The sequence below is a fragment of the Streptomyces sp. NBC_00989 genome (assembly GCF_045162655.1).
GTDB lineage: Bacteria > Actinomycetota > Actinomycetes > Streptomycetales > Streptomycetaceae > Streptomyces.
Map to the genome: position 1 here is coordinate 4,752,537 of NZ_CP108728.1, position 20,638 is coordinate 4,773,174.

Here is a 20,638-nt window from a genome sequence, read left to right on the forward strand (position 1 = left end):
CGCGCCTGAGGCCTGAGGCCTGTCAGGCCCTAGTGGCTGGGGATCGTGCCGCGCTCGGTGTGGGCCGCCTGGGGCGGTACGACGGCCGCGCCGAAGGCGAACTCGCGGAGCTTGCGCCAGACGCCGTCGGGGCCCTGTTCGTAGAGCGCGAAGCCGGTGCACGACCACTCCGCGCAGTAGTCGGCGAGCGCTTCGAAGGCACGGTCCATCAGCTCGTCGTCGATGCCGTGCGCCACGGTGACGTGCGGGTGGTACGGGAAGTGCAGCTCGCGCGCCACCGGCCCTGAGGCGTGGCGGATCTGCTTCTGCAGCCAGGTGCAGGCGGAGCCGCCCTCGACCACCTGGACGTAGACGACCGGGGACAGCGGCCGGAAGGTCCCGGTGCCGGACAGCCGCATCGGGAAGGGGCGCCCGGCGGTGGCGACGTCGACGAGGTGGGCCTCGATCGCGGGCAGTTGCGAACCGTCGACCTCGGTCGGCGGCAACAGCGTGACGTGCGTGGGGATGCCGTGAGCCGCGGCGTCGCCGAAGCCCGCGCGCCGCTCCTGGAGCAGGCTGCCGTGAGGCTCCGGGACCGCGATCGACACGCCGATCGTTACGGTCCCCACGTCGTCTCCTGTCGTCCTGTCGGTGGTCGTGATGGTGGTCCTGATGGTGAGCGGGGTGGCCGCGCGCGGCCACTCGGCTATCGACTGTACGGCCACAGCCGAGTTGTGGGCAGGCGCAACCGTAGTGATGTGCAGCGCTCTGTCCAGTGGTACTTCAGTGCGGTCGTACGCCTCAGTGCTTGGCGGGCAGGAAGCCGACCCGGTCGTACGCCTGGGCGAGGGTCTCGGCCGCGACGGCTCGCGCCTTCTCCGCGCCCTTGGCCAGGATCGAGTCGAGCGTCTCCGGGTCGTCCAGATACTGCTGGGTGCGCTCCCGGAACGGCGTCACGAACTCGACCATGACCTCGGCGAGGTCCGTCTTGAGCGCGCCGTACATCTTGCCCTCGTACTCCTTCTCCAGCTCGGCGATCGACGTGCCGGTGAGGGTCGAGTAGATGGTGAGGAGGTTGCTGACGCCCGGCTTGTGCTCCGCGTCGTAGCGGATCACGGTGTCCGTGTCGGTGACCGCGCTCTTGACCTTCTTGGCGGTCGCCTTCGGGTCGTCGAGGAGGTTGATGAGGCCCTTCGGGGTGGACGCCGACTTGCTCATCTTGATCGACGGGTCCTGAAGGTCGTAGATCTTCGCCGTCTCCTTGAGGATGTACGGCTTCGGGATCGTGAAGGTCTCGCCGAAGCGGCCGTTGAAGCGCTCGGCGAGGTCGCGGGTCAGCTCGACGTGCTGGCGCTGGTCCTCGCCGACCGGCACCTCGTGCGCCTGGTACAGCAGGATGTCGGCGACCTGGAGGATCGGGTACGTGAAGAGACCGACGCTCGCGCGGTCGGCGCCCTGCTTGGTGGACTTGTCCTTGAACTGGGTCATGCGGGACGCCTCACCGAAGCCGGTCAGGCAGTTCATGACCCAGGCGAGCTGGGCGTGCTCGGGGACATGGCTCTGGACGAAGAGCGTGCAGCGCTCCGGCTCGAGCCCCGCGGCCAGCAGCTGAGCGGTGGCGAGCCGGGTGTTGGCGCGCAGGTCCGCCGGGTCCTGCGGGACCGTGATCGCGTGCAGGTCGACGACCATGTAGAACGCGTCGTGGGACTCCTGCAGGGCCACCCACTGGCGGACGGCGCCGAGGTAGTTGCCTAGGTGGAACGAGCCTGCTGTGGGCTGGATTCCGGAGAGCACGCGGGGACGGTCTGAGGCCATGCTCACCATTCTCTCAGGTCCCGGGACCCGGTCCGGAACTGGTCGGAAACAGGTGGGAACCGATGGGGCTCCGGCGGTGTAACAAGAGTGTGAGAACGCGGGAGGGGGGCCGCATCGTCGATGAGGCCGCGGTGATCGCACGCGTACGCGCCGGAGAGCCGGAGGCGTACGCGGAGCTGGTGCGGGCCCACACGGGCATCGCGCTCAGGGCGGCCGCGGCACTCGGGGCGGGAGCGGACGCGGAGGACGTGGTGCAGCAGGCCTTCGTCAAGGCGTACTGCGCGCTGGGCAGGTTCCGGGACGGCGCGGCGTTCAAGCCGTGGCTGCTGTCGATCGTCGCCAATGAGACGAGGAACACAGTGCGTACGGCGGCGCGTCAGCGCACGCTCGCCGGCCGGGAGGCGGCGTTCGCGGAGGCCGAGCCGCTGATACCGGAATCGGCGGACCCTGCGGTCGCCACGCTGGAGACGGAGCGCCGCGCGGCCCTGCTGTCCGCCCTGGAGCAGCTCGGTGAGGAGCACCGCCTGGTCGTGACCTACCGCTATCTCCTGGAGATGGACGAACCGGAGACGGCCCAGGCCCTGGGCTGGCCACGCGGGACGGTGAAGTCCCGGCTGAACCGCGCGCTGAAGAAACTCGGGCGGCTGCTGCCGGATTTCCGGCCTCGGGAAGGGGGTGATGAGTGTGAGTGACGGACGGGAGTCGCCCGAGGGTGCCCCTCGGCTGCCGGACGAGTTGCGGGCGCTGGGGCGTTCGCTGGACGCGCGGGGCGGTGGCGGAAGCGGGGCCGCCGCCGGGTCCGAGTCGATGGTCGAGCGGGTGCTGGCGCAGATATTGGCCGAGCAGATCCCGGTCCCCGTCCAGGAGTCCGGGCCCACCGGGGTCCGGGCACGGCTGCACGCCGTCCGGCGCTGGATGCGGATGCGGCGGCGGGCGCTGGTGGCGGCCCTGTGCGGTCTGCTGACGGTGCTCGTGCTCACACCTCCGGTGCGGGCGGCGGTCTACGACTGGTTCGGCTTCGGCGGGGTCGAGGTGCGGTACGACCCGTCGGCGGTGCCCTCGGCCGGTGCCTCGGTGCCCGGGTGCGGGCGGTCGGTGACGCTGGCGCAGGCCCGTGAGCGGGCCGGATTCGAGCCGTTGGTGCCGGACGCGTTGGGCATTCCGGACGCGGTGACGGTGACGGGCGAACCGCGGGGGCGCTTCCTGGTGAGCCTGTGCTGGCGGGAGGGCGGGCACACGGTCCGGGTCGACGAGTATCCGGCGCGGCTGGACATCGGCTTCGCCAAGACGGTGCGCGAGCCGCCGGAGTGGCTGTCGCTGGGCGGGACCGTCTCGCCGGACGGCATAGAGGACCCGGCGCTGTGGTTCGCGCGACCGCATCTGCTGAGCTTCTGGCTGGTGGGCGCGGACGGGGACCGTTATACGCGGGAGGAGCGGACGGCTGGGCCGACGCTGCTGTGGACCCATGCGGTCGGTGGGGTTCCGGGCGGTGATCTGACGTTCCGTCTGGAGGGCGTGGGGTCGAAGCGGCGGGCCGTGGAGATCGCGCAGTCGCTCGAACAGCGCCAGTAGTTCGAGTACTGCGGGCGGAGTGGGAACCCCGGCGGGCCGAGCGGTGTACCAGAAGTGACAGGCGGCTCGCGGGCGGGCCGTACGGGGATCGGCTGGTTGGGGGTTCGGATGTCCGGAGGCGGGAGTACGGGCGGGGCGGGCGAGGGTGCGGATGGGACGGGCGGGAGTGCCGGCAGGGCTGGGAGGAGCGCGGCCAGGACAGGTAGGAGTGCGGGCGGGTTTCGTGAACTGACCGCTCTGAGCGGGGCGTTGGCGATGACGCTGACCCTGATGGTGTGGGGTGCGTCGGACGCGGCGGCGGGCGGGCCGACGAGCGTGCTCGTGACCGCGCCGGAGAGCGGGCAGGCCACGGCGCTGTACTACTCGGACGAACGGTACGGAAAACTCCAGCAGTTGCTCGGCGCCGAGGGCAAGGGCACTCGTGACAAACCGCCCGAGGCCGATCTGGTCCACGCCCGGCAGATCAACGTCACCTGGCTCGCGCACGACATATCGCCCTGGCGGATCGACCGGGTCTTTCCCGTCGAGTCCCGACCGCAGGCGGTCTGGATCCACACGGCGGCCGACGTGCCGGAGAACACGAACCTGAACGGCTATTGGCACCGGGCCGCGCAGCCCGCCCAACTGCGCGCCCTCTTGAAGAAGTTGGGCGTGATGGGCAAGGCCACCGGCGACGGATACTCCGGCATCCTCCCGGCGCCGTGGCAGTCGACCGAGCCCGGTCCGGCGACTGTCGCACCTGACGCCGACACGGGGGCGGAGACGGGGACGGGGACCACCACAGTGCGGGCCTCCCTTCCAGACAAGGGTCATGGCACCGACTGGTGGTGGGCGATACCGGGCGCGGCGGCCGGAGCGGTACTGGCCCTGGTTCTGCGGCCGTTCGCCGCGCGGCTGCCGCTGGACCGGTGGCGGAAGGGGCGGGAGCCGGGGCCCAGGCAGGAATTGCGGGACGTGTGAGGGGCGGGGGGACGAGCGAGATGGCGAGGGGAGAGAGGGAAAGGGAGAGAGGGCGGATGGAACGCGGGAGGGGACGGGCGCGGATGCGGGGCCGGTGTCTCGTATCCAGACCGGTGTTGATGGCTCTGGCGGGGACGGTGTTGATAGCTCTGGCCGTGGCTGCCCAGGCACAGGCCCAGGCACAGGTCCACGTCCAGGCCCAAGCCCACGTCCAGGCTGTAGGGATGCATCCGTCGCCGGACCCGGCTACTGATCAGGTGCAGGTGCGGGCCCGGGCTCAGGACCCGCGCCGGGACATCCCGGATCTGGCGCTCGTCGTGTCGGGTGGCACGGGCCGGACGGAGGCGTGGCGCTCCGGGGAACCGTCGTTCGCCCGCCTGTGGACGTTGTTGCAGCCGACGTACGCGGGGACGGAGCGGGTGTCGCCGGAGTGGGAGGCAGGCCGGTATCCGGCGGTGCGGATCACCGTGGTGTGGGGGCTGACCGGGGTCGGGGGCTGGCCTCGGACGAGTCGGGCTCCGGGTGGTGATGTGGCGGTGGAGCGGGAGGACCAGTTGTTCGTGGCCGCGGACGGCACACCGTGGGTGCGGACGGATCCGGCTCCGGAGGTGGCGGACGACGACATCCGCTGGCATCGGGCGCCTCGCGCGGTCTTCGCGCAGATGGAGCGGGCGGGGACGCTCGGCGGAACCGGCGCCGCCGGCAAGGCGGTTGGGGGTGGGTCTGGATCCGCGGAGCTTGCCGGACCTGTCTGGTGGGCGGTGGCGGGGGTGGCCGTCGGGGTCGGCGGCACGCTGCTGATACGCCGCGCGGCGGCCCGGCGTGAGGCCGGACCGCCGCGCGAGGAACCACGACAGGAACTCATCGATCTGTGAGAGTCGCCGGTCTTTGACAACTCAAGAGAGAGCGGGGGTCAGCCGAGGTCGATCTCCGGGTACAGCGGGAAGCCTGCGACGAGGTCGGTGGCACGGTGGGAGATCTCGTCCGCGATCTTCGGGTCGAGGATGTGCTGGGCCTTGGACGGCGCGCCCTTGCTGGTGGTGCCGGGCTCCGTGGTGGTGAGGACACGGTCGATGAGACCGGCGACCTCGTCCATCTCGGCGGTGCCCAGGCCACGGGTGGTCAGGGCGGGGGTGCCGATGCGGATGCCGGAGGTGTACCAGGCGCCGTTGGGGTCGGCGGGGATGGCGTTGCGGTTGGTGACGATGCCCGAGTCGAGCAGGGCGGCCTCGGCCTGGCGGCCGGTGAGGCCGTAGGAGGAGGCGACGTCGATCAGGTTGAGGTGGTTGTCGGTGCCGCCGGTGACCAGGGTGGCGCCGCGGCGCATCAAACCGTCCGCCAGCGCACGGGAGTTGTCGACGATGCGCTGGGCGTAGTCCTGGAAGGAGGGCTGCCGGGCCTCGGCGAGGGCGACGGCCTTGGCGGCCATGACGTGCGGGAGGGGGCCGCCGAGGACCATCGGGCAGCCGCGGTCGACCTGGTCCTTGAGGGAGTCGTCGCACAGGACCATGCCGCCGCGCGGGCCGCGCAACGACTTGTGGGTGGTGGTGGTGACGATCTGGGCGTGCGGGACCGGGTCGAAGTCACCGGTCAGCACCTTGCCCGCGACTAGGCCGGCGAAGTGCGCCATGTCCACCATCAGGGTCGCCCCGACCTCGTCGGCGATCTCGCGCATGATGCGGAAGTTCACCAGACGCGGGTAGGCGGAGTAGCCGGCGACGATGATCAGCGGCTTGAACTCACGGGCGGAGATCCGCAGCGCCTCGTAGTCGATGAGGCCCGTCGCCGAGTCGGTGCCGTAGGAGCGCTGGTCGAACATCTTGCCGGAGATGTTGGGGCGGAAGCCGTGGGTGAGGTGGCCGCCGGCGTCCAGGGACATGCCGAGCATGCGCTGGTTGCCGAAGGCCTGGCGGAGTTCGGCCCAGTCGGCGTCGGAGAGGTCGTTGACCTGGCGGACGCCCGCCTTCGCGAGGGCCGGGACCTCGACGCGGTCGGCGAGGATCGACCAGAAGGCGACGAGGTTGGCGTCGATGCCGGAGTGCGGCTGGACGTAGGCGTGGCGGGCGCCGAAGAGTTCGCGCGCGTGCTCGGCGGCGAGGGCCTCGACGGTGTCGACGTTGCGACAGCCGGCGTAGAAGCGGCGGCCGATGGTGCCCTCGGCGTACTTGTCGCTGAACCAGTTGCCCATGGCCAGCAGGGTGGCCGGGGAGGCGTAGTTCTCGGAGGCGATCAGCTTGAGCATCTCGCGCTGGTCGGCGACTTCCTGGCCGATGGCGTCGGCGACGCGCGGCTCGACGGCCCGGATCACATCGAGGGCGGCACGGAAGGCGGTGGACTCAGGGGAAAGGGGCGCGGAATTGTCGGGCATGGGGACCTCCGGACGTGGCGTTCGGCGTTCTCGGTACGGCCCAGGCGCACGGCACACATTCCAGCTCGGGCCGCTCCCCGATGGTCGGTCCCATCCCAGCGCGCCAGTCACGGCCCGCCGGTCAGCCTACCGGGCGTGCCGGACGGTGCGGCTCCCGCGTCCACCATGCGGAAGCGCTCATCGGCGGCGGATGTGGAGTGGGGGCCGGCCCGACTCCGCGCGGTGTCGGGGGGACTCCAGCCACCGCCCCGGGAGTTTCTGGAGGCAGCTGCGGAGTTCCTTGAGTTGGGTGAGAGGGCTCACGCGGGGGACCGCTGCGATCTCCCCTCCCCTAGAGTCACTTTGTGCTCTTTGGAATGGTGTGCGCGCTCGGCGCGGCGGTCTGCTTCGGTACGGCGACGGTGCTTCAGGCGGTCGCCGCGCGGGCGGCCACGACCGGTGGGGGCGGGGACGCGGCGCTGTTGCTGCGGGCGCTGCGGCAGTGGCGCTATCTGGCGGGGCTGGGGCTGGACGGTCTGGGCTTCGTGTTCCAGATCGCGGCGCTGCGGTCGCTTCCCATCTACGCGGTCGGGGCGGCGCTGGCGTCGAGCCTCGCGGTGACGGCGGTGGTGGCCGCCCGGCTGCTGGGAGTTCGGCTCAGCGGGGTGGAGTGGGCGGCCGTCGGCGTGGTCTGCGCGGGGCTGGCGATGCTGGGGCTGGCGTCCGGGGCGGAGGGGCACCGGGACGGGTCCATGGCGTTGAAGTGGGCGATGCTGGCGACGGCGGTGGCGGTGCTGTTGCTCGGGCTGGTCGGTGGGCGACTGCCGGAGCGGGGGCGGGCGTTGGCGCTGGGGCTGGGGGCCGGGTTCGGGTTCGGGGTGGTGGAGGTGGCGGTCCGGTTGATCGACTCGCTGAATCCCTCGACACTGGTCGCCAATCCGGCCACGTACGCGCTGCTCGTCGGTGGAGGTGCGGCGTTTCTGTTGCTGACGACGGCGCTGCAGCGGGGGTCGGTGACGACGGCGACGGCGGGGATTGTGATCGGGGAGACGCTCGGGCCGGCGGCGGTGGGGGTGGTGTGGCTCGGGGACCGTACTCGGGACGGGCTGGAGTGGCTGGCGGTGCTGGGGTTCCTGGTGGCTGTGGCGGGGGCGTTGGCGTTGGCTCGGTTCGGCGAGGCGCCGGCCTCCGGCGGTGAAGCGGTGGATGGTGCGGGCGAGTTGGGGTGACCGGCCCTGGGGGCTGCGCCCCCGGACCCCGCTTCGGCCCTGAAGGGGCCTCGTCCTCAAACGCCGGACGGGCTGATTTCGCGGACCTGCGTTGGAATGCCGGCCTGCGTTGAAGAGGTGCGCACCCTCACGGCAGCACCCTGCACAACGCCTCCACCGCCCCCGCCCACGCATGGTCCGGTGGTGTTCCGTAGCCCACCACCAGGGCGTCCATCGGGTCGGCGAGGGCGTGTTCGTGGCGGTAGAAGGACAGGGAATGGAGGGCCAGGCCCTGCCAGGCGGCGGCTTGGACCACGGTCTGTTCGGTGCCGGGCGGGAGGCTGAGGACGGCGTGGAAGCCCGCCGCGATGCCGGTGGCGTGGACGTCGGGGGCGTGCTGGGCGAGGGCGTCGACCAGGGTGTCCCGACGGCGGCGGTAGCGCAGGCGGGCGGCGCGGACGTGGCGGTCGTAGGCGCCGGAGGTGATGAATTCGGCGAGGGTCAGTTGGTCCAGGACGCCGCAGGTGTCGATGCCGCCCTTCGCCTTCGCGACCTCGTCCATCAGTGAGGGGGGCAGGACCATCCAGGCCAGGCGGAGGCCGGGGGCGAGGGACTTGCTGGCGGTGCCTAGGTAGACGACGTGGTTCGGGTCGAGGCCTTGGAGGGCGCCGATGGGCTGGCGGTCGTATCGGAACTCGCCGTCGTAGTCGTCCTCCAGGACCAGGCCGCCGGTGCGCCGGGCCCAGTCGACGACGGCGGAGCGGCGGTCGTGGCGGAGGGGGACGCCCATGGGGAACTGGTGGGCGGGGGTGAGCAGGACCGCCGGTTCGTCCGTCAACTGGCCCGGGTTCGTGCCCAGTTCATCGAGGGGGAGCGGGCGGGTGCGCAGGCCCGCCTCGTCCAGGATCTGCCAGTGGACGGCGAGGCCGTAGGACTCCACCCCGATGGTGTGGGCGCCGCGGGCCCGCAGGACGGCGCCGAGCAGCCGTAGGCCGTGGGAGATGCCCCCGCTGATCACGATGTGCTCGGGGTCGGTTCGTACGCCGCGGGCGCGGGAGAGGTAGGCGGCGAGGGCGGTGCGGAGTTCGACGCGGCCGCGTGGGTCGCCGTAGCCGAGGGCCTGGTAGGGGGCGGAGGTGAGGGCGCGGCGGGCGGCCTTGAGCCACTCCGTGCGGGGGAAGGCGGCGAGGTCGGGGGTGCCGGGGACGAGGTCGTAGGTGGGGCGGCTGCGGAGGCGGCGGGGCGGGGTGGTGTCGGTGGGCGGGACGACGGCGCGTTCGGCGACGCGGGTGCCGGAGCCCTGGCGGGCGGTGAGCCAGCCCTCGGCGACGAGGTCGGCGTAGGCGTCGGCGACCGTGTTGCGGGCGATGCCCAGGTCGGCGGCGAGGGAGCGGGAGGAGGGCAGCCGGGTGCCGGGGGCGAGGCGGCCGGTGCGGACGGCGTCGCGCAGCGCGTCCGTGAGGCCGCGGCGGACACCAGTGCTGGTGCCGGTCGGTTCGACATGCAGGTCGACGCCAAAAGTGGCCCAAGATTTCACCATGGAAATGGACCATACTCCTGGGCTGCCTGACTTCTAGAGTCGAGACATGACCACAGCACAGGAAGCTCCTTACGCCCACGAACACAGCCCCCGCCTGGACTGGGCCCAGCACGCGCCCGAGGTCTACAAGGCGATGGTCCGTCTCGACGCCGCCGCCCGGCGGGGCCTCGACCCGAAGCTGCTGGAGCTGGTGAAGATCCGCGCCTCGCAGCTCAACCACTGCGCGTTCTGCCTCGACATGCACACCAAGGACGCGCTCGCGGCGGGCGAGAGCGTGGAGCGGATCATTCAGCTCGGCGCGTGGGAGGAGTCGCGGCACTTCTACACCGAGAAGGAGCTGGCGGCGATCGAGCTGACCGAGGCGGTCACCGTGATCACGGACGGCTTCGTGCCGGACGGGGTGTACGAGCGGGCGGCCGAGCAGTTCGAGGAGGCCGAGCTGGCGCAGCTGATCGCCGCGATCACGGTGATCAACGCGTGGAACCGGTTCGGGGTGAGCACGCGGATGGTGCCGGGGCACTACAAGGCGGGTCAGTACAAGTGACGGCGCCTGGAAGGGTGTTGGACCGAGAGGTGCGGGGGCGTCGGCCGTGAGCAAGGTGGAGTTGTTCCGGAGTCTGCATCAGCGGCGGCTGCCCGGGGATCCGCTGGTGCTGCCGGGGCCCTGGGACGCGGTCAGTGCGCGGGTGTTCGTGGAGGCCGGGTTCGCGGCACTCGCCACGCCCAGTGCCGGGGTCGCCGCCTCGCTCGGGTACGAGGACGGGGCTGTGCCGGCGGACGAGATGTTCGCGGCGGTCGCGCGGATCGTGCGGGCCGTGGATGTGCCGGTGTCGGCGGATGTCGAGGGCGGGTACGGGCTCGCGCCGAAGGAGCTGGTGGAGCGGCTGCTGGAGGCGGGGGCGGTGGGCTGCAACCTTGAGGACTCCGACAGGGGTGTGCTCAAGGACCCTCGGCAGCATGCCGAGTGGCTGGCCGAGGTGCGGGCGGTGGCGGCGGAGCGGTTGTTCGTCAACGCGCGGGTCGACACCTTCCTGCACGGTGACGGGAACCCCGAACGGGCCATCGAGCGGGCCGCGTTGTACGTCGCCGCGGGTGCCGACTGCGTCTATCCGATCATGGCTCCGGCCGATGTGCTGCCGTTGCTGCGGTCCGGTATCCAGGGGCCGGTCAACGTGTTCGCGCGGCTGGACGGCGAGGGCCCCTCGCCCACCGAACTCGGTGAACTCGGGGCCACTCGCATCACGTTCGGGCCGGGGCTCCAGCGCTGGGCGGCACGCGCACTCCAGGGGAGGGCCGCCGAGCTGAAGCGGTGAGCGGTGAACGGGTTCAGGACAGCCATGCCTTCCAGGTGGAGGGGTGGCTGTCCACCCATTTCTTGGCCGCGTCGGCCGGGGACAGCTTCTGGTCGGCGATCATCAGGGAGACCTCGTTCTGGTCCTCGGTCGTCCAGTTGAACTTCTTCAGGAAGGCCGCCGCCTTGCCGCCGCGCTTGGCGAAGTCCGTGTTGAGGTACTTCTCCAGCGGGGTGTGGGGGTAGGCGCAGGCGACCTTGGCGGCGTCGGCGTCACAACCCTCCTTGTAGGCGGGGAGTTTCACCTCCGTCATGGGGACCTTCTCGAAGAGCCACTGGGGGGCGTACCAGTAGGTGAGGAAGGGCTTCTTCTCCTTGGCGAACTGCTTCATCTGGGTGATCTGCGCGGCCTCCGAACCGGCGAACACCACCTGGTAGTTGAGCTTCAGGTTCGTCACCAGGGCCTTGTCGTTGGTGACGTAGGAGGGCGAGCCGTCCATCAGCTGACCCTTGCTGCCGCTCTCGGCGGTGCGGAACAGCGAGGAGTACTTGTCGAGGTTCTTCCAGTCGGTGATGTCCGGGTGCTGCTTGACCAGGTAGGTCGGGACGTACCAGCCGATGTGGCCGGTGACCCCGAGGCCGCCCGCGCGCGTGATCGTCTTCTTGTCGACGACGTAGCGCTTCTCCTGGTCGGGGTGGCCCCAGTCCTCCAGGATCGCGTCGACCCGGCCCTGGCTGAGCGCGTCCCACGCGGGGACCTCGTCGACCTGCACGGTGTCGACGCGGTAGCCGAGCTTGTGCTCCAACAGGTACTGCGCGACAGCCACGTTGGCCTGTGCGCCCACCCAGGACTGGACGGAGAGGGTCACGGTCTTGGCGCCCTGCGCGTTGGCGAACGGCGAGGCCTGCTTGGTCATGTCGGCGGCGCCACAGCCCGAGAGCAGGGCGAGGGACGTCACCGCGGCCACCGAATAAGCCGTACGAACTCGCATGTCACGCTCCCTTCTTGGTGCGACGTTCCGTCGGTTGCGTGACCCGGTCGAGCATCAGGCCGAGGCAGACGATCGCGGCGCCGGCGACGAGTCCGGTCGCCAAGTCGCCCTGCGCCAGGCCGAATACGGCGTCGTAGCCGAGGGCGCCGCCGCCGACCAGGCCTCCGATGATGACGACGGCGAGGACGAGGACCACGCCCTGGTTGACGGCGAGGAGCAACGCCGGGCGGGCGAGCGGGAGTTGGATCTGCCGCAGCTGCTGGGTGCTGGTCGCGCCGAGTGAGCGGGCCGACTCCAGGGCGGCCGGGTCGACCTGGCGCAGGCCCTGGGTGGTGATGCGGACGACGGCGGGGAGGGCGTAGACGACGGCCGCCGCGACGGCGGGGGCGCGGCCGACGCCGAACAGGGCGACGACCGGGATCAGGTACACGAACTGCGGCATCGTCTGGCAGACGTCGAGGACGGGGCGCAGGGCGCGTTCGAAGCGGTCGCTGCGGGCGGCGGCGATGCCGGTCGCGAAGCCGAGGACGAGGGTGACGGCCACGGCGGCCAGTACCTGCGACAGGGTGTCCAGCGACGGCTTCCACACGCCGAGCACGCCGATCGCGGCCATGGCGAGGACGGCGGTGAGCGCGGTGCGCCAGGTGCCGATCACCCAGGCGAGGGCGGCGACGATCAGCAGCACCGACCACCAGGGCAGCCACTGCAGACCGTCGCGTACGGGGTCCAGGACCCAGGTGGTGAAGTGGCCGGCCCAGTCGGCGGTGCCGCCGAGGTAGGGGACGCCGGAGTAGAGGTGGGCGGTCATCCAGTCGACGACGCGGTTCACCGGTTCGGCGATGCCCAGGGTCCAGCCGGAGGGCCAGTCCAGGGCGCCGGCGAGACGGGCGACCACCGCCACGGCGACGGTGGCGCCGAGCGCGTACAGCCACAGGCGGCGACCCGACCCCGGCTCCCCCGCGGACTCGTCGGACTGTTCGCCCGCCGCCGCGGTGACGCGGTCCAGTACGACGGCCAGGAGCACGATCGGGATACCGGCGGCCAGGGCCGCGCCGACGTCCACGGAGGCGAGGGCCTGGTAGACGCGGTCACCGAGGCCTCCGGCGCCGATGACGGAGGCGATGACGGCCATGGACAGGGCCATCATGATCGTCTGGTTGAGGCCGAGGAGGAGTTGCTTGCGGGCCAGCGGGAGCCGTGCGGTCAACAGGCGTTGACGTCCGGTGGCGCCCAGGGACTCGACGGCTTCCAGGACCTCCGGGTCGGCGTTGCGCAGGCCGAGCGCGGTGAGGCGGGCCATGGGCGGGGCGGCGTAGACGACGGTGGCGAGGACGGCTGCCGGGACGCCGATGCCGAAGACCAGGACGACGGGGAGGAGGTAGGCGAAGGCCGGGAGCACCTGCATGGTGTCCAGGACCGGGCGCAGTGCGCGGTCCGTGCGCTCGGAGAGGCCGCCGGCCAGGCCGAGCAGCGCGCCCACGACGACCGAGGTGAGCACCGCGACCACCATCAGCGCGAGGGTCTGCATGGTCGGTACCCACATGCCGAGCAGCCCGCAGGCGAGGAAGGCGACGCCGGTCCCGATCGCGAGCCGTACGCCCGCCACCCGCCAGGCGACGAGCGCGCCGAACGCGGTGACGCCCGCCCAGCCCGCGGCGAGCAGCACCAGGTAGACGGCGCGTACGGAGAGGACGACGGCGTTGCTGACGTAGCCGAAGAAGTAGAGGAACAGCGGGGAGCTGTCGCGGTTGTCGATGATCCAGTCGTTGGCCCGGCCCAGCGGACCGGACAGGTCGACGGTGAGGGCGTGCGGCCAACTTCCGCTGGACCAGTGCGCGTTGGCGAGCGGTACGAGGACCGCCGCGGCGAGCGCGAGCAGCAGGAGCTTGTGCGCGGCCCGGTGCCGGAAGACGCCGGGGAGGGCGAGGCGCGGGGCGGGTGCGGTGACCGTTGCCATCAGACCGCCTCCTTGTGGAGCTCCGCTCCCGCGACGACGTCCAGCAAGCGTGCGTGGTCGACCACGCCCAGACAGCGGCCGTCCTCCACGACGCAGGCGGGCCGTCCGGTGCGGGACACGACCTTGATCGCCTCGGCCACGACCGCGTCGGCCGCGAGCGCACCGGGGTGCTCCTTACCTCCGCAGTCCCCGGGCCGCATCGCCGTACGGACCGTCATGACGTCCGCGCGCGGTACGTCCCGTACGAACTCGCGGACGTAGTCGTCGGCCGGGGAGCCGACGATCTCCTCGGGGGTGCCGAGCTGGACGATGCGGCCGTCGCGCATCAGGGCGATGCGGTCGCCGAGCTTCAGCGCCTCGTTCAGGTCGTGGGTGATGAAGACCATCGTGCGGCCCTCTTCCTCGTGGAGCCGGACGACCTCCTCCTGCATGTCGCGCCGGATCAGCGGGTCGAGCGCGCTGAACGGCTCGTCGAACAGGAGGACTTGGGGGTCGACCGCCAACGCCCGGGCGAGGCCCACGCGTTGGCGCTGGCCGCCGGAGAGCTGGCCGGGGCGGCGCTGCTCCATGCCTTCCAGACCGACCTTGGTGACGACCTCGGCGGCCCGGCGGCGGCGCTCGGCCTTGCCGACGCCCTGGATCTCCAGGCCGTAGGCGACGTTGTCGAGGACCGTGCGGTGCGGGAGGAGGCCGAAGTGCTGGAAGACCATCGCGGCGCGGTGGCGGCGCAGTTCGCGCAGCCGGGACTTGTCCATGGCGCGGACGTCCTCGCCGTCGATGGCGATGGTGCCGGCGGTGGGTTCGATGAGGCGGGTGAGGCAGCGGACCAGGGTGGACTTGCCGGAGCCGGACAGGCCCATCACCACGAAGACCTCGCCCTTGCGGACGTCGAAGGAGACGTCGCGGACGGCGGCGGTGCAGCCGGTGCGGGTGCGCAGGTCGGCGGCGTCGAGGGCGGTGAGTTCGGGGTCGGCGGGGACCTGGTCGGCCTTCGGGCCGAAGACCTTCCAGAGGCCGTCCACCGAGAACACGGGGTCACCGGACGTACTCGCGCTCGCTGAACCACCGGCCGCACTCGTGCTCGCGGAACTGCCGGGCGTATCAAGGCCATTGGGCGTACTGAGGGTGCTCATCGCGCACCGCCTCCGATCAGGTCTACGGCCCTCTCGCCGACCATGAGCACCCCGATCATCGGGTTCACGGCGGGCATGGTCGGGAAGACGGAGGCATCGGCGATGCGGATGCCGTCCAGGCCGCGGACCCTCAACTCGGGGTCGACCACGGCCAGTTCGTCGGTGTCGGCGCCCATGCGGCAGGTGCCGGCCGGGTGGTAGACGGTGTGGGCGACCTTGCGGGCGTACTCGCCGAGTTCCGCGTCGCCGAGGATCTCCGGGCCGGGGCACACCTCCCGCTTCAGCCAGCCGGCGAGTGGTTCGGTCTTCGCGATCTCGCGGGCGATGCGGATGCCGTCGACGAGGGTGCGGCCGTCGTAGTCGTCCTCGTCGGTGAAGTAGCGGAAGTCCAGGGCGGGTTTGACGGCCGGGTCGGCGCTCTCCAGGTACAGGCGGCCGCGGCTCTTCGGCTTGGGGATGTTCGGGGTCATGGAGACGCCGAACTCGGGGCGTTCGTAGCCGAGGCGCTCGGGGTTGTCGGTGAAGGGGACCTGGTAGAAGTGGAACATCAGGTCGGGGCCCGGGAGTTGGGGGTCGCGGCGTACGAACAGGCCCGCGTCGGAGTCCATCGCGGAGTTCTCCGGGATCGGTCCGTTCGTCTCCCAGACGATCACCGACTCGGGGTGGTCGAGGAGGTTCTCGCCGACGCCCGGGAGGTCGACGGCGACGGGGATGCCGAGCGCTTCGAGGTCCTTGCGGGGGCCGATGCCCGAGTGCAGGAGCAGCCGCGGGGAGTCGACGGCGCCGGCGCACAGGACGACCTCGCGGCGGGCGCGGACGAGGAGTTCCTCGCCGTCCTTGGTGCGGACGTGCACCCCCTCGGCGCGGGTGCCGTTCAGCTCCAGCCGGTGCGCCCACGTCTCAAGGAAGATGGTCAGGTTGGGGCGCTCGTCCATCACCGGGTGCAGATACGCGACGGACGCGCTGGACCGCTTGTTGTTCTCGGGGTGGTAGGCGAGGTCGAAGAAGCCGACGCCGTCCGTGAAGGGCGCCTTGTTGAAGCCCTCGACGCGCGGGACGTCGAGGGCCGCCTGGGCCGCGTCGACGAAGTCGCGGGCGATGGCGTTCCGGTCCTTCTCGTCGACGGGGACGATGTTGTTGAGGAGGCGGGCGTAGTACGCCTCCATCGAGATCGCGCCCCAGCCCTTCGCGCCGGCCGCCTCCCACTCGTCCCAGTCGGACGGCAGCGGCTTGAAGGCGATGAGGGTGTTGTGCGAGGAGCAGCCGCCGAGCACGCGGGCGCGGCTGTGCCGGATATGGGAGTTGCCGCGCGGCTGCTCGGTGGTCGGGTAGTCGTAGTCCAGCTCGCCGCCGAGGAGGCCCATCCAGCGGCGCAGGGTCAGTACGTCCTCGCGGCCGACGTCGCTGGGGCCGCCCTCGATGACGGCGACGGTGACGTCGGGGTTCTCGGTGAGGCGGGAGGCGATGACGGAGCCTGCGGTGCCGCCGCCGATGACGACGTAGTCGTAGTCGTACTCGTTGTCGGGCATGGGGGTACTCACTCCAGTGGGGGCTGGGGGTCGAAGGGGACGAGCGGGGTCGATCCGCGAAGCGGGCCGGGGGCCGGACCACGGACCGAGGGCGAGGGGCGGCCTGCGAACCGGCGCGGCCGACCGGGGAGGCCGGCCTGCGAACCGGCGCGGCCGCCCGCGGGGCTCAGCCCGCGAACCAGCGCACCGGCTTCGGCGCCAGGTTCTGGTAGACGTGCTTGGCCTCGCGGTACTCGGCGAGTCCGGCGGGGCCGAGCTCCCGGCCCACACCGCTCTTTCCGAAGCCGCCCCACTCCGCCTGCGGGAGGTAGGGGTGGAAGTCGTTGATCCAGACGGTGCCGTGCCGCAGCCGTCCGGCGACGCGGCGCGCGCGGCCCGCGTCGGTGGTCCAGACGGCGCCCGCGAGGCCGTACTCGGTGTCGTTGGCGAGCGCGACCGCCTCGTCCTCGGTACGGAAGGTCTCGACGGTGAGGACCGGTCCGAAGACCTCTTCGCGTACGACGCTCATCTCGCGGTGGCACTGGTCGAGGACGGTCGGCTCGTAGAAGTAGCCGGTCGCGGGCCGGGACGCGGTCGGCTCGGGGCGCTTGCCGCCGGAGCGCAGGACCGCGCCGTCGGCCAATGCGGCGGCGACGTACGACTCGGTCTTCGCGCGCTGCTGTTCGGAGACGAGCGGGCCGCACTCGACGCCGTCCTCGGTGCCGCGGCCGAGGCGGATCCTCTCGGCGCGGCGGGCGAGTTCGGCGACGAAGCGTTCGCGGACGGTCTCCTCGACGATGAGGCGGGCGCCCGCGGAGCAGACCTGGCCGCTGTGGATGAAGGCCGCGTTGAGGGCCTGGTCGACGGCGGTGTCGAAGCCCTCCTCGGTGGCGCAGGCGTCGGCGAAGACGACGTTGGGGTTCTTGCCGCCGAGTTCGAGGGCGACCTTCTTGACGGTCACGGCGGCGGCCTGTGCGACCTTCGTGCCGCTGATGAGGCCGCCGGTGAAGGAGACGAGGTCGACGTCGGGGTGGTCGGCGAGCCGGGCGCCGACCGAGTGGCCGGGCCCGGTGACGATGTTGGCGACACCGGCGGGCAGCCCGGCCTCGACGAGCAGGTCGATCAGGGCGACCGTCGTGAGCGGGGTGATCTCGCTGGGCTTGACGACGAAGGTGTTGCCGGCCGCGAGGGCGGGCGCGATCTTCCAACTCGCCTGGAGCAGCGGGTAGTTCCAGGGGGTGATCAGCGCGCAGACGCCGACCGGCTCGTGCACGACGACGCTGTGCACCTCGGGCGTGCCCGCGTCGACGACCCGGCCGGGGGCCTCGCCCGCGACGAGGTCGGCGAAGTAGCGGAAGGCGTCGGCGACACAGTCGATGTCGACGCGGCCCTCCTCCACGGTCTTGCCCGCGTCCCGGCTCTCCAGCAGGCCGAGCTCCTCGCGGTCGCGCACGAGGAGGTCGGCGACCCGGCGCAGCAGGGCGGCGCGCTCGGTCACGGGGGTGCGCGGCCAGGCCCCCTCACCGCCGTCGAAGGCGGCGCGGGCGGCGGCGACGGCTATGTCCGTGTCCTTCTCGTCGCCCTCCGCGACCACGGCGAACGGCAGCGCGTCCGCGGGGTCGATGATCTCGCGGGTGGCCCCGGAGACCGCTTCGAGCCACTCCCCGCCCGCGTGAATGGTCTTCCCCGCCTGCTGTTCCGTGTTGTCGGCCATGATCGGTATTGCCTTCCGTTCCTGTTCAGCGCCCCAGCGTCACCTAACTGTCACTCTCGGGGACTGCGAGCGCCTGCCCGGGACGTCCGTATGCATGCGCAATCCGTGGCTGAAAGTGGGCCGGATCACTGAACAGGGGGACAAAAGCCGCATCATCATGGACTCCCCCGACTCCTTTGACTAAAGTCAAAGAACTATGGAGCCCGTCACGGAATCGACACCAGCACCGGCACCCGCCCCGACACCGGCACCCGTATCCGCACCCGCACCCGCACCGGTGACCGCGGAGGACATCGACGCCTTCCGTCGCTTCAACCGCTACTTCACCCGCCGCATCGGCGCGCTCGACGACCACTACCTCGGCCAGGACCGCCCCCTCGGCGAGGCCCGGCTGCTGTTCGAGATCGGGGACGGGGTCTCGTTGCGGGAGCTGCGTGCCCGACTCGCCCTGGACGCTGGCTACTTGAGCCGGATGGCGAAGTCGCTGGAGGCGCAGGGACTGGTCCGGCTGACCGTGCCCCCGCACGACACCCGTCTGCGCCTGATCGAGCTCACCGACACCGGCCGCGTCGAGGTCGAGGAGCAGCAGCGCCGCGCCAACGCGCTCGCCGCCGGCCTCCTCACCACCCTCACCGCACTCCAACGCACCGAACTCACCCACGCGTTGGCGACCACCCAGCGCCTCCTCCGCCTCGCCGGCATCACGATCACCCTCGTCGACGGCGCCACCGAGGACGCCCGCGCCTGTCTCGACGCCTACGCGGCCGACATCGACGCGCGCTTCCCCGAGGGCTTCGACAAGACGGACCTCGTACGGCCGGACGAGGTCACCGGGGACGCGGGCGCGTTCTTCGTCGCGTACGAGGAGGGGCGGCCGATGGCCTGCGGGGCGCTGCGGACCCTGGAGCCGGGCGTCGGCGAGATCCGGCACGTCTGGGTGCACCCCGACGCCCGGCGTCTCGGCCTCGCCCGCCGCATCCTCGCGGCGCTCGAACTGGCCGCCGTAGAGCACGACTTGACCGTCGTACGCCTGGACACGCACGCGGTGCTCACGGAGGCGCGGGCGATGTACCGGGCGTGCGGGTACGCGGAGATTCCGGCGTACGTGGACCATGTGTACGCGGACCACTGGTTCGAGAAGCGGCTGGGGCGAGGCCGGTCCGCCCGGGTCGGCCGCTGAGAAGCCGGCGACGACGAACCGCGCCGACGGCTTCGGTTCCGGCGGCCGGACTCACCGGCCCGGCCGGCGGCCTCGTCCACTTCCACGGGGGCGGCTGAACCCTCGGTGACCTCGCGGCGGCCGACGCCGTCTCCCGGTGGCTGGCGCACCACACCGGCATCGTCGTGATCTCGGTCGGCTACCGGCCGGCCCCGGAGAACCCGTTCCCGGCCGCCCTCGACGCCGCGCTCGGCGCCTGCACCCAGGTGGCCACCCACGCCGAGGAGTACGGGCTGGACCCGGCCCGCGTCGGCGTCGGCGGCGAGAGCGCGGGCGGCAACCTGGCCGCCGTCATCGCCCAGGAGACGGCTCGCGCCGCTCGCCGCGGGCCGATTCCGACTCCGGCGTTGCAGGTGCTCTTCCAGCCGGTCACGGATCTGCCGACCGACGCGGGACGCCCCGCTCACCGCGGCGGAATCCATCCGCTCGGCGCTGGCCCCGGGTACCGGCGTCTAGGAGACGGCCTGCGACCAGTCCCCCATCAACGCCCGTACGACGCCCCGCAGCCACGCGTGCGCCGGGTCGGCCTCGTGGCGCGGGTGCCAGGCCAACCCCAGGGGGACCGGGGGAAGTTCGAGGGGCACGTCGAAGGTGACCAGGCCGAACTCAGCGGCCATCGGCAGACCCCAGGAGCTGGTCAGCCCGATCAGGTCGGTGTCGCGCAGCACGAACATCGAGGCGGGCAGGGTGCCGACGGAGCCCACCACCCGCCGCTCCAGGCCGAGTTCGGCGAGCGCGGCGTCGACGGGACCGTGCAGCTTGCCGCGCCGCGACACCAGCAGATGGGACCCCGACTCGGCGAACCGCTTCGGGGTCAACTCCCCTTCCAGCAACGGATGTCCGGCCCGGACGATCCCGACCATCCGGTCCTCGTGCAGGGTCTCCACCCGCACCTCGGGCGCCGTGGAGTCGATGACCCCCACCTCCAGGTCGGCGGTCCCCTGCCGCAGGAACGGCGTGTCGACATGGCTCTCGGAGAGAAACCGGATGCGGATGCCGGGCGCCTCCTCGGCGGCGCGTGCGAACAGCGCCGCGCCGTACAGGGCGGCGATCGCGTCGTGGCCGATGATCGTGAGCGTACGGGTGACGGTCCTGAGGTCGGTGTCCCGGCCCGGCGCGAACAGGGCCCGCGCCCGCTCCACCACCGCGCTCACCTCGGCGCGCACGGCGAGCGCACGCGGAGTGGGCACCATCTTCCGCCCGGCGCGCACCAGTACGGGATCGCCGAGCGCCTTGCGGATGCGGCCGAGCGTGCGGCTCATCGCGGGCTCGGAGAGATGCAGCCGGTGCGCGGCGCCCTGCACGCTCTGCTCCTCCAGCAGCACGTCGAGGGCGACCAGCAGATTGAGGTCCAGTCCTCCGGCGGCACTGGATTGCGTCACACGCATTCTCCCCTTGCAAAG

General features: G+C 71.7%; 18 protein-coding genes, 1 pseudogene and 1 riboswitch. Of the genes and pseudogenes, 9 read left to right on the forward strand and 10 right to left on the reverse strand.

Annotation, left to right across the window (positions count from 1 at the left end; genetic code table 11):
• Positions 1-29: 29 nt before the first annotated feature.
• Both OG714_RS20575 and trpS read right to left on the reverse strand, forming a co-directional pair.
• A complete protein-coding gene (locus OG714_RS20575; protein WP_406131890.1) occupies positions 30-608 on the reverse strand; it encodes a 2'-5' RNA ligase family protein in 579 nt (192 codons plus the stop codon).
• A 172-nt stretch (positions 609-780) separates the two neighbouring features.
• A complete protein-coding gene (gene trpS / locus OG714_RS20580) occupies positions 781-1,794 on the reverse strand; it encodes a tryptophan--tRNA ligase (RefSeq protein ID WP_406122961.1) in 1,014 nt (337 codons plus the stop codon).
• Positions 1,795-1,925: 131 nt separating this feature from the next.
• On the opposite strand from trpS, the gene OG714_RS20585 reads away from it, so the two are divergent.
• From OG714_RS20585 to OG714_RS20600, 4 genes are all read left to right on the forward strand, one after another.
• A complete protein-coding gene (locus tag OG714_RS20585) occupies positions 1,926-2,486 on the forward strand; it encodes an RNA polymerase sigma factor (protein WP_406122963.1) in 561 nt (186 codons plus the stop codon).
• A complete protein-coding gene (locus OG714_RS20590; RefSeq protein WP_406122965.1) occupies positions 2,473-3,366 on the forward strand; it encodes a hypothetical protein in 894 nt (297 codons plus the stop codon). Before OG714_RS20585 ends, OG714_RS20590 begins: the two co-directional genes overlap by 14 nt.
• Positions 3,367-3,621: 255 nt before the next feature.
• On the forward strand, positions 3,622-4,326 hold the full coding sequence (locus OG714_RS20595; protein WP_406122967.1) for a hypothetical protein: 705 nt from the start codon (positions 3,622-3,624) through the stop codon (positions 4,324-4,326).
• 119 nt (positions 4,327-4,445) lie between these two features.
• Positions 4,446-5,201, forward strand: coding sequence for a hypothetical protein (locus OG714_RS20600; protein ID WP_406122969.1), 756 nt, complete (start codon positions 4,446-4,448; stop codon positions 5,199-5,201).
• Between the two features lie 38 nt (positions 5,202-5,239).
• Here the strand turns inward: OG714_RS20600 and OG714_RS20605 are convergent, their stop codons facing one another.
• Positions 5,240-6,694, reverse strand: coding sequence for a glycine hydroxymethyltransferase (locus OG714_RS20605; protein ID WP_406122971.1), 1,455 nt, complete (start codon positions 6,692-6,694; stop codon positions 5,240-5,242).
• Between the two features lie 31 nt (positions 6,695-6,725).
• Positions 6,726-6,815, reverse strand: a riboswitch (ZMP/ZTP riboswitch).
• Between the two features lie 235 nt (positions 6,816-7,050).
• Between OG714_RS20605 and OG714_RS20610 the strand changes: the two genes are divergently transcribed.
• Positions 7,051-7,902 carry a hypothetical protein gene (locus OG714_RS20610; protein WP_406131891.1) on the forward strand — a complete coding sequence of 284 codons (852 nt, stop codon included), beginning with the start codon at positions 7,051-7,053 and terminating at the stop codon, positions 7,900-7,902.
• A 127-nt stretch (positions 7,903-8,029) separates the two neighbouring features.
• Here the strand turns inward: OG714_RS20610 and OG714_RS20615 are convergent, their stop codons facing one another.
• Complete coding sequence (locus OG714_RS20615) at positions 8,030-9,421, reverse strand: PLP-dependent aminotransferase family protein (protein ID WP_406122973.1); 1,392 nt, start codon at positions 9,419-9,421, stop codon at positions 8,030-8,032.
• 46 nt (positions 9,422-9,467) lie between these two features.
• On the opposite strand from OG714_RS20615, the gene OG714_RS20620 reads away from it, so the two are divergent.
• Both OG714_RS20620 and OG714_RS20625 read left to right on the forward strand, forming a co-directional pair.
• The gene (locus OG714_RS20620) at positions 9,468-9,965 is read left to right on the forward strand and encodes a carboxymuconolactone decarboxylase family protein (protein ID WP_406122975.1); all 498 of its coding nucleotides are present in this window, start codon (positions 9,468-9,470) and stop codon (positions 9,963-9,965) included.
• A gap of 46 nt (positions 9,966-10,011) precedes the next feature.
• Positions 10,012-10,734 (forward strand): isocitrate lyase/phosphoenolpyruvate mutase family protein, encoded by a 723-nt coding sequence (locus OG714_RS20625; RefSeq protein ID WP_406122977.1) that lies wholly within the window; start codon positions 10,012-10,014, stop codon positions 10,732-10,734.
• Positions 10,735-10,747: 13 nt separating this feature from the next.
• Here OG714_RS20625 and OG714_RS20630 read toward each other — a convergent pair whose 3' ends face one another.
• The 5 genes from OG714_RS20630 to OG714_RS20650 all read right to left on the reverse strand — a co-directional run bounded on the left by OG714_RS20630 (position 10,748) and on the right by OG714_RS20650 (position 18,016).
• Positions 10,748-11,704, reverse strand: coding sequence for an ABC transporter substrate-binding protein (locus tag OG714_RS20630; protein ID WP_406122979.1), 957 nt, complete (start codon positions 11,702-11,704; stop codon positions 10,748-10,750).
• 1 nt (position 11,705) lies between these two features.
• Positions 11,706-13,661, reverse strand: a complete 1,956-nt coding sequence (locus tag OG714_RS20635) for an ABC transporter permease (protein WP_406122981.1) — start codon at positions 13,659-13,661, stop codon at positions 11,706-11,708.
• A complete protein-coding gene (locus OG714_RS20640) occupies positions 13,661-14,794 on the reverse strand; it encodes a glycine betaine/L-proline ABC transporter ATP-binding protein (protein ID WP_406122983.1) in 1,134 nt (377 codons plus the stop codon). Before OG714_RS20640 ends, OG714_RS20635 begins: the two co-directional genes overlap by 1 nt.
• Positions 14,791-16,323 carry a GMC family oxidoreductase gene (locus tag OG714_RS20645; protein ID WP_406122985.1) on the reverse strand — a complete coding sequence of 511 codons (1,533 nt, stop codon included), beginning with the start codon at positions 16,321-16,323 and terminating at the stop codon, positions 14,791-14,793. Before OG714_RS20645 ends, OG714_RS20640 begins: the two co-directional genes overlap by 4 nt.
• A 166-nt stretch (positions 16,324-16,489) precedes the next feature.
• A complete protein-coding gene (locus OG714_RS20650; protein ID WP_406122987.1) occupies positions 16,490-18,016 on the reverse strand; it encodes an aldehyde dehydrogenase family protein in 1,527 nt (508 codons plus the stop codon).
• A gap of 292 nt (positions 18,017-18,308) precedes the next feature.
• On the opposite strand from OG714_RS20650, the gene OG714_RS20655 reads away from it, so the two are divergent.
• Both OG714_RS20655 and OG714_RS20660 read left to right on the forward strand, forming a co-directional pair.
• Positions 18,309-19,196: a GNAT family N-acetyltransferase gene (locus OG714_RS20655; RefSeq protein WP_406131892.1), complete on the forward strand. Its 888-nt coding sequence runs from the start codon at positions 18,309-18,311 to the stop codon at positions 19,194-19,196.
• Positions 19,197-19,309: 113 nt separating this feature from the next.
• Positions 19,310-19,615, forward strand: a pseudogene (locus OG714_RS20660) (alpha/beta hydrolase fold domain-containing protein); the annotation flags it as partial.
• 72 nt (positions 19,616-19,687) lie between these two features.
• Here OG714_RS20660 and OG714_RS20665 read toward each other — a convergent pair.
• Complete coding sequence (locus OG714_RS20665) at positions 19,688-20,623, reverse strand: LysR family transcriptional regulator (RefSeq protein WP_406122989.1); 936 nt, start codon at positions 20,621-20,623, stop codon at positions 19,688-19,690.
• Positions 20,624-20,638 lie beyond the last annotated feature (15 nt).

What these genes read in the sequence shown, in the direction of transcription:
- trpS (WP_406122961.1), bottom strand. Translation starts at nt 1,794, where the DNA reads ATGGCCTCAGACCGTCCCCGCGTGCTCTCCGGAATCCAGCCCACAGCA.
- OG714_RS20590 (WP_406122965.1), top strand. Translation starts at nt 2,473, where the DNA reads ATGAGTGTGAGTGACGGACGGGAGTCGCCCGAGGGTGCCCCTCGGCTG.
- OG714_RS20595 (WP_406122967.1), top strand. Translation starts at nt 3,622, where the DNA reads ATGACGCTGACCCTGATGGTGTGGGGTGCGTCGGACGCGGCGGCGGGC.
- OG714_RS20600 (WP_406122969.1), top strand. Translation starts at nt 4,446, where the DNA reads ATGGCTCTGGCGGGGACGGTGTTGATAGCTCTGGCCGTGGCTGCCCAG.
- OG714_RS20605 (WP_406122971.1), bottom strand. Translation starts at nt 6,694, where the DNA reads ATGCCCGACAATTCCGCGCCCCTTTCCCCTGAGTCCACCGCCTTCCGT.
- OG714_RS20610 (WP_406131891.1), top strand. Translation starts at nt 7,051, where the DNA reads ATGGTGTGCGCGCTCGGCGCGGCGGTCTGCTTCGGTACGGCGACGGTG.
- OG714_RS20615 (WP_406122973.1), bottom strand. Translation starts at nt 9,421, where the DNA reads ATGGTGAAATCTTGGGCCACTTTTGGCGTCGACCTGCATGTCGAACCG.
- OG714_RS20620 (WP_406122975.1), top strand. Translation starts at nt 9,468, where the DNA reads ATGACCACAGCACAGGAAGCTCCTTACGCCCACGAACACAGCCCCCGC.
- OG714_RS20630 (WP_406122979.1), bottom strand. Translation starts at nt 11,704, where the DNA reads ATGCGAGTTCGTACGGCTTATTCGGTGGCCGCGGTGACGTCCCTCGCC.
- OG714_RS20635 (WP_406122981.1), bottom strand. Translation starts at nt 13,661, where the DNA reads ATGGCAACGGTCACCGCACCCGCCCCGCGCCTCGCCCTCCCCGGCGTC.
- OG714_RS20640 (WP_406122983.1), bottom strand. Translation starts at nt 14,794, where the DNA reads ATGAGCACCCTCAGTACGCCCAATGGCCTTGATACGCCCGGCAGTTCC.
- OG714_RS20645 (WP_406122985.1), bottom strand. Translation starts at nt 16,323, where the DNA reads ATGCCCGACAACGAGTACGACTACGACTACGTCGTCATCGGCGGCGGC.
- OG714_RS20650 (WP_406122987.1), bottom strand. Translation starts at nt 18,016, where the DNA reads ATGGCCGACAACACGGAACAGCAGGCGGGGAAGACCATTCACGCGGGC.
- OG714_RS20665 (WP_406122989.1), bottom strand. Translation starts at nt 20,623, where the DNA reads ATGCGTGTGACGCAATCCAGTGCCGCCGGAGGACTGGACCTCAATCTG.